Here is a 16066-nt window from a genome sequence, read left to right as displayed (position 1 = left end):
CTCACAAATCCAGGTAACTTCCGTTTACCGGGTGGGCATCGTTTCGACATCGGCGGCTGGAATCGTCGCGTTGGTACGAAGTTGAAGTGTTGGTTACCAGTGAGGCCGCTACATGCGTGTGAACAAGCTATTCGCCACCGTCGGTGTCATCGGAGCGGTCGTAGCTGGAATTTCGGTCTCGGCGTCGCCGACGGCAGTGGCCGATCCGGGCGATTGCCCCAGTTTGTATGTGGTAGCAGTACCGGGCACCTGGGAGACCAGTTCTGGCGCAGCTCCGAAACCGGGCATGCTGACTCAGGTCACCGATCGGCTCGCGAGCTCCGATATCCGCACCGACTATGTCTCGTATCCAGCCACCGCCTTCCCCTGGGAGGGCGGAATCTACGGTGAGTCCCGCGCAGTCGCGACGGCCAATGCGGGCTCGATGATCAAGGCTATGGCCGACCGCTGCGGCGCAACACGATTCGGAATCATCGGATACAGCCAGGGCGCCGACGCAGCGGGTGACCTCGCGGCGTCCATCGGCAGCGGGCTGGGCGTCGTTCCTGCCGACCGGGTGGCGGCCGTCGGGTTGATCTCCGATCCGAAGCGGTCCGACTCGGATGCGCTCGTGGGCCCGGATGTCGTCGGAACCGGTGTCGGAGGACCGCGCGTCGGGGGCTTCGGGGCCGTCAGCCCGGTGGTCCGCACCTTCTGTGCCGTCGGTGATCTGTACTGCTCGACACCGAAGGACGACTATGTCGCACGGCTCGCAGGCTTCCTGGCGGTGTCGTCGAATCCCGATCCCGATGTGGTTGCCGAGACCCAGCAGGATGTTGGTGTACTGCTCGGAGACATCGCATCGGCGGGCGGACTGCCGGTGCTGCAGGGCCAGCTCAGCGACCAGGCGAACGAACAGCGGCGACGCGAAATCGAGGCCTTCTACCGTTCGGGTGTGCATCAGGAATACGGCTCGTACGCTGTCGATGCCAACGGCACCAGCGCGACCGCGTGGCTGGCGAACTATCTGGTCGGCGCCTCGCGCATGTGAGCGGAAATACGGGCTTGGCTATGTATTTTCACGCACATGCGGCGCCAGCCGATGATTCCTGAGCAGCAGGAACACCACCAGCGCGGACAGGGTCATACCCCCGGCACACCAGAGCGCCGCAAGTTCGAGTCCGTCGATGAAGCTCGTTGCCGCAAGCTCTCGGAGTGCGTCGTTCAGAGGTGGCGGTAGAAGGTCGGCGACGGCGATGCCGCCACCGATCGTCTCCGACGCCGGTCCGGCGATCTCCGGGGGAGTCCCCGGCGGGAGAGCCCCCTGGACCCCGTTGCGATAGACGGTGGTCCCGATGGTTCCGAGGATCGCGATGCCGACTGCGCCACCGAGTTCTGCCCCGGTCTCCGACAGTGCCGACGCAGCACCAGCCTTCTCAGGAGCTGCTGCGGTGAGCACGATATCGGAGTTGAGCGTCGATGCTGCACCGATGCCCAAAGTCAGCAGCGACATTCCGACGATCAGCAGCCCCGTTCCGGAGTCCGTGCCGACATAGCTGAGGGTCAGTGATCCGATCGCGATGAGAAGCAGACCACCGACGATGATCGATCGCGTCGAGATCAGCCTGCTCAGTGGCGGTGCGAGGGTGGCGCCCACGCCCGCGGCTACGGCTGGGATGAGCAGCCACAACCCGGCGGCCAGCGGGCCGAGGCCGACGATCAGCTGCAGGTACTGAGAGGCGAACAGGCTGAACCCAGTGAGCGAGAAGATCACCAGGAACTGAGAGAACACCGCTGCGCCGAAGGCTCGTTCAGCGAACAGGGTGATGTCGATCAGCGGATGCTTCGCGCGCTGCTGCCGGAGCACGAAGAGGTATCCAAGGATCAGACCTGCCGTGGAAGCGGCGATCGTCGCGGCGTCGAATCCCTCCTGCGCGCCATGCTTGATCGCGTACACGATAGCGAGCATCGAGGCGATGGACAAAGCGACGCCGAGCGGGTCGAACTTGCCCGGACTCGGGTCCTTGAACTCAGGGACCAGCAATGGAGCCGAAATGAGCAGCACCACCATCACTGGAATGTTGACCAGGAACACCGATCCCCACCAGAAGTGCTCGAGCAGGAACCCACCGATCACGGGGCCCAATGCCCCGCCGCCGGCGAACCCGGCCGTCCACAGTCCGATCGCCTCCTTCCGCTGCTTCGCATCGTGAAACATGTTGCGGATCAGCGAAAGTGTGCTCGGAGCGATCGTTGCACCACCGACACCGAGGAGCGCGCGTGCGACCAGCAGCATTTCCGGTGTCGTCGAGAACGCTGCGATCAGGGACGCGGCACCGAAGATCGACGCGCCGATCATCAACAGCCGTCGGCGACCGATCCGGTCACCGACGGAACCCATAGTGATGAGGAGCCCGGCGAGAAAGAACCCGTACAGATCGAGGATCCACAGTGTCTGATTGCTACTCGGCTCGAGATCGGCTGCCACCGCGGGCAACGCCAAGTACAGCACCGAGATGTCCATCGACACGAGAAGAATCGGGATGACGAGCACGCTCAGCCCGAACCAGTCTCGCCGTGTCGCCTTCAGCGTTGTGCCGTCCACGCCGTCCCCTTTGCTCGGATGTACCGCTGAAGTATTTCATCCGAAAAAGTCGAACCGGTTGGGCGTCCCGCAGTCAGGCGTAGGGCGGCGTTGAAGGTTTTGTCGAATCCCAGGCTGTGTCGTGGTGGGAGGTTTCCCCGCGGGCGACCGTGCTCCGGAAGACGAGACCGGAAACGATCAGCAGCACGGCGGTCAGAGCTATCGCCAACCAGCCTGTCGATGTCATCGAGCCGTACCCGATTTCGCGTGCGCCCGCGGCCGTGTAGGCCATCGGCATGAACGATGCCAGCTGACCCCAGATCGCCGCGCTGCCAGCGTATGCGGCGCCGCATACGACGACCTGGATCAACAGAAGCGCCACGTTGACGGCCTGTCCGACGGTGGCGCCGAGCAGTCGTTGGATCGAACCGGCGGCAGCGAGATAGGCGGCAGCGGAGACGACGAGGAAGGCTCCAGCTGCGAGAATGGCACCGATTCCGGCCTCAGGTGCGGTGAACGCGAAGGCTACCGCCGCGCAGATACCGAGGGCGAGGACGGCCACAGCAGCGGCGACCCAGCGGAACCGGGATTCGAAGCTGAGTACCCGCACCAGGCTGACAGCGCCGACGGCTCCGACAGCGACGAGAGCGGCAATGAGGTACGGCGCGAACGGCGTCGAGGACCCGCCAACTCCTGAACTGACGCCCGCTGCAGCGACACCCGAGGAGGAGTCGGTTACCGAGCCCCGCGCCGCCATCTCCTTGGCAGTCGGCAGGGCAGTCGTGGCGTCCTGCACGCTGGACTGAATATTGCTGACGATTCCCGACACGGGACCGACGGCCGTCACCAGCTGGTCGGTTCCGGCGCGCAACTGAGCGCCACCGTCGTCGAGCTGGCCGAGACCGTCACGCAGCTGCACCGTGGCGTCGCCGAGCTGGCCGGTAGCGGTCAGGAACTGGCTGGACGGGTCGTTGAGCTCGCCGGACAGCTGACGGGCACCGTCCTTGAGCATCTGGAGCTGGTCGAGCGTCGACGGTCCGAAACCCTCGCTGTTCAACGTGTCGATGGCAGCCCGAATTTCACCGGAAATGGCGTCGGATCCGGGGTGGGGGTAGCGGTCGACCTGCTGGGCTGCCGCTTCGAGCTTGCCGGTGAACTCGGCCTGCTGAGCACCGAATCCGGCGAGGCGGTCGACCAGTTCATCGACTCCGCCGCTGACCAGTGACGCTCCGCCGCCCAGCTGGTCGATTCCGGCGCGGTACTGACCGAAACCGTCGGCCAACTGGATTGTGCCGTCGTGAGCCTGCGTGATGCCGTCGGTGAGCTGAACGACACCGTCGTTGAGCTGCACGCCGCCGTCGGTCAGCTGAGTGACACCGCCGGAGAGGAAGCTGATGGGCAACCCGGCTTCCTGCAGACTCCGCCGCGAATCCGACAGCGGGTCTCCTGTTGCGCCCTGCGGCGCACCGGTCGTCTCACCCGTCGCACCGGCATCGCTCGAGGCGAGAGCAGGCTCGGTGGCCGGGGTCAGGTCGTAGCCTGCGCCCAAGGCGAATGCACCGGCAGCTACCAGCGGGAAGGCGATGGCGACGAGCGCAGCGGTGGGTTGGCGAAGGATGCCGAGTTTAGCCATAGTGAAATCGAGGCTAACGTGCTGTGAGGGTTGCCCCGACCACACAATCGTGCTGAACGGTCCAAAAACCGCCGCTGAAATGGGACTTTAAGGACTCTATGAGGATTCTGGGCCGACTCCATCGAAGGTTGGACCCTCCGTCGAGGTCACGGGCGGTTGCGCGGCAGTAGATCCCACACGTGCTGGGTTTCGTTGATCGACGCGACGGAGCGTTTCCCGTTGCGAGAGAACAACACCCGAGTGATCGAGCAGTAGTCGATGGGGAAGCCGAGAACAGTGGGCGTCTGCAAGATGTCCTGCAGCAGGACATTGACGACGCCGCCGTGTGCGAAGACGACCACGCTGTCGGTGTGTTCGATGCCGTCCACTGCAGCAGCGATCCCGTCGAGCACCCGCGCGCGGAAGGCACGTTCGTCGACCTGTTCGGGGAGGTGCCCCGCCTTGATGCGCTCGTAGGCCTCGGCGAATTCGGTTCGCGCGTCCTCGATGGGGATGTACCCGTCGAAGTCGCGGTCGTACTCGGTGAGGCGTTCGTCGGATTCGAGCGAGAGGCCGAGCCGAGATGCCAATGCGGTGCCGGTCTGCAGCGCCCGTAGCTGAGTGCTCGAGACCGTCCTGGCGATCGGGAACCTGGCCAAGGCTTCGTGCATGCGGGAGGCCTGCTCGTGACCGAGTTCGGCGAGTGGTGGGTCCGCGGAATCCTCGGAACGCTGGGGGAGCGCGTGGCGTACCAGAATCAGCTGCACGGCACACACTTAACCACGGGTCAGCGAGCGGGGTTACTCGCCTGCCAGAACCACGAGATAGCCGTCGGGATCGCGGAGCCACAGCTCGCGGTGCCCGGCGTTCGGATTGAAGTGCACAGCGGTCACGATGGTGTCGCTATCGCGGAGAAAGTGCGTTGCACGATCGATTTCGTCGACGAGGAACCAGAGCGCCACACCGTTGCCGAGCGGTACGCCGACCTCGCCGATTGCTTCGTGGTGGTGCCCCTCGTCCAGAAGGTGAAGTTGTAGCACCATCTCGCCGTCGACCAGCAACTGCTCGTACTCGCTGCCGCCGTGCCCGCTCGTCGCACCGAGTATTCGCTGATACCAGCGGCTGGCGCGCTCGACGTCGGTGACTGCAATCATCGGCTGAGGCTTCATTGCTGGGACTCTATGTAGTCGGCGAATCCGGTGGCTTGGACAAATGGGTACTGCGATTGCCTGGGCCTAGCGAACCACGAGCCCGCGGCCACTGCGGACGACCATAGTTCGGAACGCCTGGACCTGGCTCGGGGGCTGGCGGTGCGACCAGACCATACCGATGCGGCGTCGTGCCGCGGGGCTGTCGATGCGGACTTCGACTGTGTCGGGTCCGTGGTCTCGAAGCCGCGGCAGGATGCTGATACCCAGACCGGCGCCGACTAGTCCGCGGAGCGTGTGAATGTCCTGGCCCTCGAATGCGATGTCGGGTGTGAATCCCGCCTGCGACCAGAGTTCATCGCAGATCGATCGCATCCCGAATCCGTGGCCCATCGCGATGTAGCTTTCGCTCGCGGTGTCGGTCAGGTCGACCGAGCGCGCGCCGGCGAGCCGATGATCGGCCGGGACCACCAGGACCAGACGCTCGTCGTAGAGCTGAAAGGACGTCTCGGGGGTGTGCTCGCTGCTGAGTGCAACGAACGCGAGATCCGCTCGCCCTTCGTCGAGCCTGTTCAGGCAGCGCGCTCGAGCGCCTTGGTCGAGCTCGAACGTCACAGCGGGGTGATCGTTCTTGAACGCCCTGATGAGGGCGGGCACGATGTCCTCGCCGAGGGTGTTCTGGAAGCTGATGGAGATCCGGCCGCGGGCACGCGCGTCGTGCTCGCTCATCGCGTCGAGGCCGGCCTCGAGGTCGACGACGACCCGTTGCAAATACGGCACGAGGGTTCGGCCGGTTGCCGTGAGGGCGATTCCGCGGCCACGCCGCTCGACGATGTCTACCCCGAGCAGTGCCGATGCGCGTGTCATCTGACGGCTGACGGTCGGCTGCGGGATACCGAGGAGGTGAGCTGCTTCGGTGATGTGTTCGGTCTCGGCGACGGCGAGCAGCGTCGGAATGAGCGGAAGAAGTTCACGTGCCTCGTCGCGAATCATATGACAAACGTATGGGATCGCGGGTCTTCATGCATTGGACTCATGTAGTTGCGCGTCCTAACGTCGTCCGGGTGAGTTCGACGACGGATACGACGACGTGGGAAGGGCACCCACGCGGCTCCCGTGAGTACAAGCGTCTGGTGGCGGCGCTCCTGTTCGCCGGCATCGCGACATTCGCGCAGCTCTACTCGGTCCAGGGCATCCTTCCGCTCATCGCGTCGAACCTGCAGATCACGCCATCGCAATCCTCGTTGACGGTTGGGCTGGCCACCGTCGGAGTCGCGGTGGCGGTTCTGCCGTGGTCGGTCGTCGCCGACCGCATCGGCCGAGTGAAGGCGATGACCATCTCGATCGTCACGGCAACGGTGCTGGGGTTGATCGTCCCGCTGTCGTCGTCACTGCCGATGCTGCTCTCGGTCAGGTTCCTCGAGGGGTTGGCTCTGGGTGGTCTCCCGGCCATCGCAATCGCATATCTGAGCGAGGAAGTGCACCCCAGATTCACCGCTCTGGCGGCAGCAACCTACGTGTCCGGTACGACGCTCGGTGGACTTCTCGGACGAGTCGTCGCCGGCCCCGTCGCCGAGTTCACCGATTGGCGAATCGGAACGATGACCGTCTCCCTCGTCGCTGCGGTGGCCGCGGTGCTGTTTCTCGTGTTGGCGCCGAAACCCAGGCGCTTTCGCGGGCATGTCGAGGACGGCCCGCCCGTGACCACGCGGCTGTGGGCAAACCTGAAGGATCCGGGAATGCTCGCGCTGTACGCGCAGGGCTTTCTGCTGATGGGCGGGTTCGTCGCGGTCTACAACTTCTTGGGTTTCCGCCTCAACGGTGAACCGTTCGGCCTGCCGCAGTCGGCCATCAGCCTGATCTTCGTCGCATATCTGAGCGGCACGGTGTCGTCACGGGTGGCAGGTCAGCTGGCGGTGAAGTTCGATCGTGGACCCGTGCTGGCCGGATCCACGGCCGTCATGATCGCCGGCGTCGCCCTGACCATCAGCGACAACCTTGTCGTCATCCTGACCGGTCTCGTCGTGTTCACCGTCGGCTTCTTCGCCGCCCACGCCATCGCGTCGGGCTGGACCGGGCAGCGCGCCGTGGTCGGTCGCGCGCAGGCGACGTCGCTGTACAACCTGTTCTACTACGGCGGATCCAGCGTCGTCGGCTGGGGCGGCGGCGTGATCTTCCAGCAGTTCGGCTGGACAGCGATGGCAGTGACGGTCATGGGTCTGGCACTGCTCGCAGCCGCCGTGATGCGTTTCGCGCATCAGCCAAGAGTTCGTCAGCCAAGCGCTGATCAGCCCATGGCGCCCCAGCCGACGTAGGCGGCGATGTCCAGGTAGCCCGTCACACGCGCCTGGTCGCGTACCGGGTACGGACGGCCCGTGTAGTGGGTGGAAATGCGGTCGATGTCGACCAGGCCAGGGTCGTCCTGCAACGTGACGGTGCCGTGCACGGTCAGGTGGGTGTACCAGCTGGCCTCGTCCAACACCGACAGCGAGACCTTCGGATTGGCTCGGATGTGCTCGAGGCGTTTGCGGTCCGCCTGGAAGTTCAGCACGATCTTGCCGTCCTCCCACAGGTACCAGGTGGGTGCTGTGATGGGAGTTCCGTCCGCTCGGACGACGGCCATGACGGCAGGGTTGGGCTTCTTCAGCATCTCGACGGCGTTGTCGGGCAATGGTGGTTTCGGCATACGCGTAAGCCTAGAGCGAAACCGATCACCACTGCGATTTGTACGATATGGGTAATGACGACGAATACGCGTACGCCCTCTACGTCCAATGACGATGAGCGCGCGCGAACAAGACCGCCTGCTCCCGAGCTGGTTGCCAACGTGGTCCGCGGCGGCGCCATCGGCCTGGCGGAGACGATTCCCGGGGTCTCGGGCGGCACCGTGGCCCTCATCACGGGCATCTACCCCCGTGCCATCGCCTCGGCCAAGCACCTCACCGATGTACCCAAGGCATTGGCGCTGCGTTCGGACTGGCGTGGCGCGCTGCGCCAAGTGGATTGGTGGCTGATCGGCCCGGTTGCGCTGGGCATGGTGCTGATGGTGTTCTCGGTCGCGGGGATCATGGCAGATTTCGTCTCCAACCAGCCTACTTACTCGAAAGCCCTGTTCATGGGCATGATTGCGATGTCGGTGGCGATCCCGTTCTTGGAGATCCGGCCAGGGGCGTTCCCGACCGTCCGATCACGAATGACCGCAGCGGGCGTGTTCGTCGTCCTCGCCGCCGGGGTCATCATTCTCACGTCGCTGCCCAGGGGCGAAAGCACCGACCCCTCGCTGATCCTGGTGTTCGCCGCCGCGACGGTCGCCATCTGCGCTCTCGTGCTGCCCGGGGTCTCAGGATCCTTTTTTCTTCTCGTCATCGGCCTCTATGCCCCGACGCTGGCAGCCGTCGACAATCGAGACGTGTCGTATCTGGCTGTCTTTGCGCTCGGAGCGGTGGTCGGACTCGTCACCTTCGTGCGCGTGCTGGAGTGGTTGCTGGCGAACTTCTACAACCTCGCGATGATCGCCTCGGCCGGGTTGCTCCTGGGGTCGCTGCGCGCACTCTGGCCATGGCAGGCCGAGGACGGCTCATTGCTCGCGATCGGCGACGACTGGCCCGGGGCACTCGGACTGTTCATCGTCGGCGTTTTGGTGGTCTCCGTTGTCGCAATCATCCAGCGTCGCCTGGCCAACAAACACGCGCGTACTGCCTGACCGGATCGGTAGGCCGTACGCGCGTGGGGAGTGACCGGATCGAAGTCGACTACAGGGTCGGGAGCTTGACGACCTGCCCTGCATAGGAGAGTCCGGCGCCGAAAGCGAGCAGCAGAGCGGTGTCGCCTGGCTTCGCCTTGCCGGTGCGCAGCAGCTCCTCCATGGCCAGTGGAATCGACGCGGCCGAGGTGTTGCCCGTCTCGGCGATGTCGTTGGCCACCGTGGTCTCCTCGTTCAGGTTCAGGCTCCTGGCCAGCAACTCGGTGATGCGGCTGTTCGCCTGGTGCGGAACGAAAGCGTGCAGTTCGTCGGTCTTGATGCCCGCGACGTCGAGCACCTTCTGTGCTGCTTTGCCCATCTCGAACGCAGCCCAGCGGAACACGGAGATCCCGTTCATCTTGATCCAAGGGCGTTCGATGCCCTCTTTCATAATGTAGTCGTACCAGTCCACGGTCTGGTAGATGGCGTCCGCCTGCGAACCGTCGGAGCCCCAGACCGCGGGCCCGATCTCGGTTTCGTCGCTCTGGCCGACGACCACCGCGCCCGCGCCGTCGGCGAAGATGAACCGCGTCGTACGGTCGTACGGGTCGGTTGTCTCGCTCAACTGCTCCGCGCCGATGACGAGGACATGCCGGGATGTTCCGGCTTTGACCAGGTCGGATGCGACGGCCAGGGCGTAACAGAATCCAGCGCAGCCGGCCCCGATGTCGAATGCGGCGGGGCCGTTGGTGCCGAGTGCGTGCGCAACCTTCGCGGCGGCCTGCGGGGTCTGCTCGAGGTGCGTCGAGGTCGCGACGATGACCGTGTCGATCTGCTCGGCTGCGACGCCACTGGCTTCGAGGGCTTTCCTGCCGGCCTCGATGGACATGTACACGACGTTCTGTTCGGGCTTGGTGAAGCGCCGGTTCTTGATGCCCGATCGCGTTTGAATCCACTCGTCGCTCGAGTCGATGAACTCGCAGATCTCGTCGTTGGTCACCACCCGCTCAGGGCGGTGGACACCCAAGCCGAGCATTTTCGACTGGCGACCCTGAGTAGTGCTGATCGATGCGCCCATCTTCTGTGTTCCTCTCGTGCTACCGCGCCATCGCCGAGCGTCGGCTCGGGTCTTGGGCTACGGACTCGGACACACGTTACGTGTTGGCGAATTGGTGTCATGACACCAGTTCGGAGATCAGGGCTGCGACCTGGGCGGGTTGATCGATCATCGCGTGGTGGTGGGCGGGCGAGATCACGGTGAAGTGTGCGCCCAGGTACTCGGCGAGCCGGAGCTGTTTCGCGAGCCAGGCATGCCCCCACGGCGTCGGGTGACCGGTGTGTGCCGCCGCGACCGTCACCGGCGCGACCCCGTCTCGGCCGACCATCGGCATGTCGCACCGGAGAGCGTTCAGTTCCGCTGCCATATCGGCATAGACGACGTTCTCCACCAGTGCAGCCGCGAGATACGACGGCCTGCGGTAGATGCGGTCGACCCAGTTGACCGTCTCGATCGGGACACCGCCCGGCGGGATCGAGTGATTGAGCACTCGCCGGACGGTGGGCCCGAACAGCCGTTGCATTCCGCTACGACTGAGCCCGTCGGCGAGTCGAGGCGCGAGGCCGAGCCGCCATCGCCGTGGAATCAAAGGACGGGGAATCAAAGGACGGGGAATCAACCACCAGGGTTCTCGTTCGACACTCGAGTCGAGCAGCAGCAACCCCGCCGTGCGTTCCGGATGCAGCCGCGCAAACGCCTCGACATAGAACCCGGCAATCGAATGCCCGACGACGACGGCAGGTCCGGTGAGGCTTAGGACGTCGAGAACTCCGAGGATGCGGTCGGCCTCCGCCCTCACGGTCGGCGTCTGTCCCTTCGCGAGCGGCTCACTCAGACCGAAACCGGGTCGATCGAACACAACGACGGTATGGGAAGCGGACAGGATGTGGGCACAATCGTCCCAGTCGAACCAGTTGCTCCCCAAACCTCCGCAGAGCACTACCGCCGGGCCGTTCTGACTGCTTCGATCGCGGCGCACCACATGAATGCGCAGGTCACCGACCGTGACCATCTCGCCCGGCGGTCGTTGTTTCATGTGAAACATTTCTGTTATCTGCGCGGTTTGGCCAACGGGAACGCCAACGTCTCGCGAATACTGCCACCAGTGATGAGCATGACGACTCGGTCGACACCCATCCCCAGGCCACCCGTGGGCGGCATGCCGTACTCGAGAGCCTGCAGGAAGTCCTCGTCGAGCGACATCGCTTCCTCGTCGCCACCGGCTGCCAGCAATGACTGCTCGGTCAGGCGCTGACGCTGATCCACCGGGTCGGTGAGCTCGCTGTACGCGGTGCCGAGTTCGACGCCCCACGCCACCAGATCCCACTTCTCGGCGACGCCTGGTATGGACCGGTGCGGTCGCGTCAGCGGTGACATCGACGTCGGGAAGTCCTTGTAGAACGTCGGAAACTCGGTGTAGTCCTCGACGAGATGCTCGTACATACCTTGCGCGATCGCGCCTGCGTCCCAGTCCTTCTCGTAGGGAATCTCGTTCTCATCGCACAGTCGCTGGAGTTCACGCAGGGGAGTGTCCGGGGCCACGTCGACACCGAGCTTTTCGGCGACCGCGCCGTGCAGGGTCTTGACGGGCCACTCGCCCGAGATGTCGATCTCGATCATCTCGCCGTCCGGGCCGTCGGGCCGCAGGACGATCTCGCGGCCGTGCGCGGCAACGGCTGCCTTCTGGATGAGTTCGCGGCACAGCACCATCGCGCGCTCGTAGTCACTGTGCGCCTCGTAGGCCTCGAGGATGGTGAACTCGGGATTGTGCTTGAAATCGGCCCCCTCGTTGCGGAACACCCGACCGATCTCGAACACCTTGTCCATGCCGCCGACGCACAGCCGCTTCAGATACAGCTCCGGCGCGATCCGAAGGTAGAGGTCCAGGTTGTAGGCGTTGATGTGGGTGATGAACGGCGCAGCGTTCGCCCCGCCGTGCACCTGCTGCAGAATCGGCGTTTCCACCTCCATATAACCGCGCTCGGACAGCGAATCCCGCATCGATTTGACGACGTTGCTACGCGCGATCATCAAATCCCGCGTACTGCGGTTGATGGCAAGGTCCACATAGCGTTGACGCACGCGCGATTCGGGATCGGTCAGACCCTTCCACTTGTCCGGCAGCGGATGCAGGCACTTGGCGTTCATGCGCCAATCCGAGGCCAACAGCGAGAGTTCGCCCTTCTTGCTGCGACCGATCGTGCCACTGACCTCGATGAGATCCCCGAGGTCGTAGTCGTATTCGAAGCTGTCGAGCTTGTCGCCGACCCGCATCCGGTCGAACAGCACCTGGATGTCGTCGGTCCAGTCACGAATGACGGCGAACGCGACACCGCCGTAGTCGCGGATCCGCAGGATGCGGCCGGCGATGCGGACCGTGGTTCCCTGCGGGGCCGCCAACGCCTCCGCGACGGAGTGTGTCGGGGGGTGGGCGACGGGGTAGCTGTCGATACCGTCCTCGCCTAGGCGTTGCAGCTTCGAGATCCGGACGCGGACCTGGTCTGGACGCCGGGGTCCCGTGCTCGGCGGTTCCTCCGGCGAGGTTTCCGGTCCGCTGCCGTCTGGGTGGATCTCGGTGGACTCGGCGAGCGCCCGAGGCACCGAATCGTGGCTGCCCGTGTGTGTTCGGGCGCGCCGGAAGCTCGGCAGTGGCAGAAAGCCGAGACTCGGCAGGGTCAGAAAGCCGAGACTCGGCAGGGTCAGAAAGCCCTCGGCGATGGCGGAGGCAATTCCGGCTTTCGGCAGTACGCGACTGTCGGCGAAGCAGAGATACCGCGGCTCCCAGTCCGGTTGGTACTTCACGTTGGAGCGGTACAGGGCCTCGAGCTGCCACCACCGTGAGAAGAACACCAGCGTCGAACGCCAGATCCGCAGTATCGGGCCCGCTCCGATTCGGCTGCCCTCCTCGAACACCGATCGAAAGACAGCGAAATTCAGCGAGATCTTGCTGATGCCGAACTGGTCACCGTTGGTGGCGAGCTCGGTCACCAACAGCTCGATGACACCGTTGGGGGAGTGCGGATCGCGACGCATCAGGTCCAGCGAGACACCCGTACGGCCCCAGGGAGCCAAGGACAGGACCGCGACAGTCTTGTCATCCTGCAGTGCCTGGACCAGCAGACAGTCACCGTCCAGCGGATCGCCGAGGCGTCCCAGTGCCATGGAAAAGCCGCGCTCGGTCTCGGTGTCGCGCCAGGAGTCGGCGCACTTGATGATCTCGGCCATCTCCGGGCCTGGGATGTCGCGGTGGCGTCTGATCAGGACGGTGACGCCCGCCTTGCGCGCCCGGTTGACTGCTTGACGGACCGGGCGCATCTCGCGTCCGGTCAAATTGAATTGTTTGGTTCTGATGATGGCCTCGTCGCCGAGTTCGAGGACGTTGAGCCCGGCGCGCTTGAACGCCGTCGCCCCGGTCTCGCTGGCACCCATCACTGCAGGAGACCAGCCGTACTTCTGCGCGAGCACCAACCAGGCGTCGATGGCGTGCGGCCAGGCCTCGGGATTTCCGATGGGGTCGCCGCTGGCGAGGCATACACCGACTTCGACGCGGTAGGTCACTGCCGCTTTGCCGCTGGGTGCAAAAACGACAGCCTTGTCGCGTCGGGTGGCGAAGTAGCCGAGTGAGTCGTCGGCGCCCCATTTGTCGAGCAGCCCGCGCAGTGCGGATTCGTCGCTGCCGGTCAGTGCATTGGTCGACCGCTGCGAACGGAACAGTGTGATGACGGCGGCGAGGAGTGCGAGTGCGCCGAACAGACCGAGCAGAGTGTTGACGAACCCGTGGGGGCGACCGTCGAACTGCTCGTTGTCGACGGTGGCGAGCGCCGTCACGCGGTTGAACGCCCACAGGAACGTCTGGCTCTCCGGAAGTGTGCCCGGGAACAAGGCAACGAGGCCCCAACCGAGAAGCGTGCCAATGGCGGCGCCGAGGATCAGTACGCCGAGAGCCTTCAGTCCGGCGCCGCGACGCACGCGCGTGTAGAACTGCTTTCGCGAGGCGACGAGAACGCCGATGACGACGATGTGGACACCGAGAGCGACCCAGGCGTTGACGTCGTTGTCGTTCAACCCGTCGCCGAGGTTGGTCAGCGCGACGAGAACGAGATAGATCGTCAGGAACCACCAGGCGATGCGTTTGCGGCTCGCCAGCGCGGCGGCTGTCAGGCCGACGACCAGGGCCCACGCGAGCGAGGTGTCCGGCGCATCGAAGTAGTAATCGTCGACGTACTCGCGAGGAACCCGAATCACTGCGCGCAGAGCCGGGGAGATGCTCCACAGGAACACCAGGACCGCGAACACTCCGAGTATCAGGCCGGCGATGTGCGGGACCTGGGACAGACGACCCCGTTCGGGCGGCTTCGCCACTCGGGACGGAGGTGCCTCGGTGGCCGCTGTGGCACTTCCGTCGACACCTGTCGTCGTGCTGGATGACACCGATGTGCTCGTCACTGCCCACTCCTGCCGTCAGCGCTACCAAGCCCCCGGAGGCAACGGTAGCGCCGACGGCAGCTACATCAGTGGTCGTTCGGCAATTTGCTGGCGCTACGAACCGTGAACGGCCGTGTGCTTTCCTGCCATCGCCAGAGCTGTGCGAAGCCCGCGACGCTTACCCGTTGCCGGGTCGGTACCGAAAACTTCCTTCATCCCGCCGCGGATGCGGAACTTGAGTTCCGAGGATGTCTCGGGTGCATCATCGGAGGTGGCCGAGAGGAAACGGTTGGGCAGCGACAGTTTCATGATGGTCCGCAGGGTCTGCCCGTATTGGTGCGGCAGCGATCCCGTGGTGTACGGAAGGTCGTACTTATCGCACAGTTGCTGGATCTTGACGGCGATCTCCGCGTACCTGTTGCTCGGCAGATCCGGGAACAGGTGATGTTCGATCTGGTAGCAGAGGTTTCCAGTCATGAACGCCAGCGTCTTGCCCGCCCCGAAGTTCGCGCTGCCCAGCATCTGTCGTAGATACCACTCCGGCTGCGTCTCGGCCTCGTACTCCTCGACCGTGAACTTCTCGGCGCCGTCCGGGAAGTGCCCGCAGAAGATGACGGCGTACGTCCAGTAGTTGCGGATGATGTTGGCCGTGGCATTCGCCGTCAGCGTCGACTTCCACGCCGGTCCGGTGAGCAGCGGGAACAGGATGTAATCCTTGCCCACCTGGCTGCCGACCTTGCGGACCACGTCGATGGCCATCTCTTTCTTGTCCGACCACTTCACCTCACCGGTGCGAAGCTTGTCGGTCTCGAGGTGGTGCAGCGCGACACCCCACTCGAAGAACGTCGCGAGAAGCGCGTTGAACAGCGGCTGCGCGAGATATTTCGGCTCCCACTTCTGGTCACGGGTGATGCGCAGGATGCCGTAGCCGACATCGTTGTCCAGCCCGACGATGTTGGTGAATTTGTGATGGGTGAAGTTGTGCGAGTGCTTCCATCCCGACGACGGACACGTGTTGTCCCACTCCCAGTTGGTCGAGTGAATCTCGGGATCGTTCATCCAGTCCCACTGACCGTGAATGACGTTGTGTCCCAACTCCATGTTCTCGATGATCTTTCCCACCCCGAGAAGCGCGGAACCGAGCAGCCACGCAGGCTTCTTCCTGCTGGCAAACAGCACCAACCTGCCCGCCACCATCAGCGAACGTTGGAACGCGATGGTGCGCTGGATGTACTTCGCATCCCGCTCCCCACGAGAGTCCTCCACGTCACGCCGAATCGCGTCCAGTTCCTGACCCAAGGCCTCGATATCGGCCTCGGTCAGGTGCGCGTATTCCTTGATGTCCGATATCGCCACACTTCCCCCTCATACTTTCGGTCAAGAACGGCCTGTTCACACGGTCCGATTACGCACAATGTGGCCCCCGTCACTCACCAGGTTACGGGGTGGGACCGACAGCGTCGACATGTGCGGCCGGCCGGGGTGAGGCCGGGGTGGAGGCCGGGGCGTTCGGGGTGAGGCCGGTGCGTTCGGGAGCGAATGTCACCTTCGGTCACCTTTGGCTGCCTTTGGTGCACCG

At 64.4% G+C, this 16066-nt stretch carries 13 protein-coding genes; 3 read left to right on the top strand and 10 right to left on the bottom strand.

Annotation, left to right across the window (positions count from 1 at the left end):
• The first annotated feature begins 112 nt into the window (after nucleotides 1–112).
• Entirely contained in the window at nucleotides 113–1030 is a 918-nt protein-coding gene (locus tag KVY23_RS06825) for a cutinase family protein (protein WP_206508835.1), read from the top strand.
• A gap of 18 nt (nucleotides 1031–1048) precedes the next feature.
• Here the strand turns inward: KVY23_RS06825 and KVY23_RS06820 are convergent, their stop codons facing one another.
• The 5 genes from KVY23_RS06820 to KVY23_RS06800 form a co-directional block, all read right to left on the bottom strand.
• Nucleotides 1049–2584, bottom strand: a complete 1536-nt coding sequence (locus KVY23_RS06820) for an MFS transporter (RefSeq protein WP_230555826.1) — start codon at nucleotides 2582–2584, stop codon at nucleotides 1049–1051.
• A 73-nt stretch (nucleotides 2585–2657) separates the two neighbouring features.
• Nucleotides 2658–4196: a phage infection protein gene (locus KVY23_RS06815; RefSeq protein ID WP_230555825.1), complete on the bottom strand. Its 1539-nt coding sequence runs from the start codon at nucleotides 4194–4196 to the stop codon at nucleotides 2658–2660.
• Nucleotides 4197–4342: 146 nt separating this feature from the next.
• Nucleotides 4343–4942, bottom strand: coding sequence for a histidine phosphatase family protein (locus KVY23_RS06810; RefSeq protein WP_230555824.1), 600 nt, complete (start codon nucleotides 4940–4942; stop codon nucleotides 4343–4345).
• A gap of 33 nt (nucleotides 4943–4975) precedes the next feature.
• The gene (locus KVY23_RS06805; RefSeq protein ID WP_230555823.1) at nucleotides 4976–5344 is read right to left on the bottom strand and encodes a VOC family protein; all 369 of its coding nucleotides are present in this window, start codon (nucleotides 5342–5344) and stop codon (nucleotides 4976–4978) included.
• A gap of 66 nt (nucleotides 5345–5410) precedes the next feature.
• Nucleotides 5411–6316, bottom strand: coding sequence for a LysR family transcriptional regulator (locus tag KVY23_RS06800; protein ID WP_230555822.1), 906 nt, complete (start codon nucleotides 6314–6316; stop codon nucleotides 5411–5413).
• Nucleotides 6317–6387: 71 nt separating this feature from the next.
• Between KVY23_RS06800 and KVY23_RS06795 the strand changes: the two genes are divergently transcribed.
• Complete coding sequence (locus KVY23_RS06795; protein ID WP_230555821.1) at nucleotides 6388–7638, top strand: MFS transporter; 1251 nt, start codon at nucleotides 6388–6390, stop codon at nucleotides 7636–7638.
• Here KVY23_RS06795 and KVY23_RS06790 read toward each other — a convergent pair.
• Nucleotides 7611–8009: a PPOX class F420-dependent oxidoreductase gene (locus tag KVY23_RS06790; protein ID WP_230555820.1), complete on the bottom strand. Its 399-nt coding sequence runs from the start codon at nucleotides 8007–8009 to the stop codon at nucleotides 7611–7613. The two genes, KVY23_RS06795 and KVY23_RS06790, sit on opposite strands and share 28 nt — an antisense overlap.
• Nucleotides 8010–8063: 54 nt before the next feature.
• On the opposite strand from KVY23_RS06790, the gene KVY23_RS06785 reads away from it, so the two are divergent.
• Entirely contained in the window at nucleotides 8064–9026 is a 963-nt protein-coding gene (locus KVY23_RS06785) for a DUF368 domain-containing protein (RefSeq protein WP_230555819.1), read from the top strand.
• A 49-nt stretch (nucleotides 9027–9075) separates the two neighbouring features.
• On the opposite strand, the gene KVY23_RS06780 is transcribed toward KVY23_RS06785, so the two are convergent.
• From KVY23_RS06780 to KVY23_RS06765, 4 genes are all read right to left on the bottom strand, one after another.
• A complete protein-coding gene (locus tag KVY23_RS06780; RefSeq protein ID WP_230555818.1) occupies nucleotides 9076–10083 on the bottom strand; it encodes a beta-ketoacyl-ACP synthase III in 1008 nt (335 codons plus the stop codon).
• Between the two features lie 97 nt (nucleotides 10084–10180).
• Entirely contained in the window at nucleotides 10181–11107 is a 927-nt protein-coding gene (locus KVY23_RS06775; RefSeq protein WP_374108693.1) for an alpha/beta fold hydrolase, read from the bottom strand.
• Between the two features lie 5 nt (nucleotides 11108–11112).
• A complete protein-coding gene (lysX, locus tag KVY23_RS06770) occupies nucleotides 11113–14424 on the bottom strand; it encodes a bifunctional lysylphosphatidylglycerol synthetase/lysine--tRNA ligase LysX (RefSeq protein ID WP_230555905.1) in 3312 nt (1103 codons plus the stop codon).
• Nucleotides 14425–14601: 177 nt separating this feature from the next.
• Complete coding sequence (locus KVY23_RS06765) at nucleotides 14602–15843, bottom strand: fatty acid desaturase (protein ID WP_230555817.1); 1242 nt, start codon at nucleotides 15841–15843, stop codon at nucleotides 14602–14604.
• Nucleotides 15844–16066: the final 223 nt, after the last annotated feature.

The organism is Rhodococcus sp. I2R (genome assembly GCF_020889545.1).
Classification (GTDB): domain Bacteria; phylum Actinomycetota; class Actinomycetes; order Mycobacteriales; family Mycobacteriaceae; genus Rhodococcoides.
This window is presented reverse-complemented; position numbering and strand designations above follow the sequence as displayed.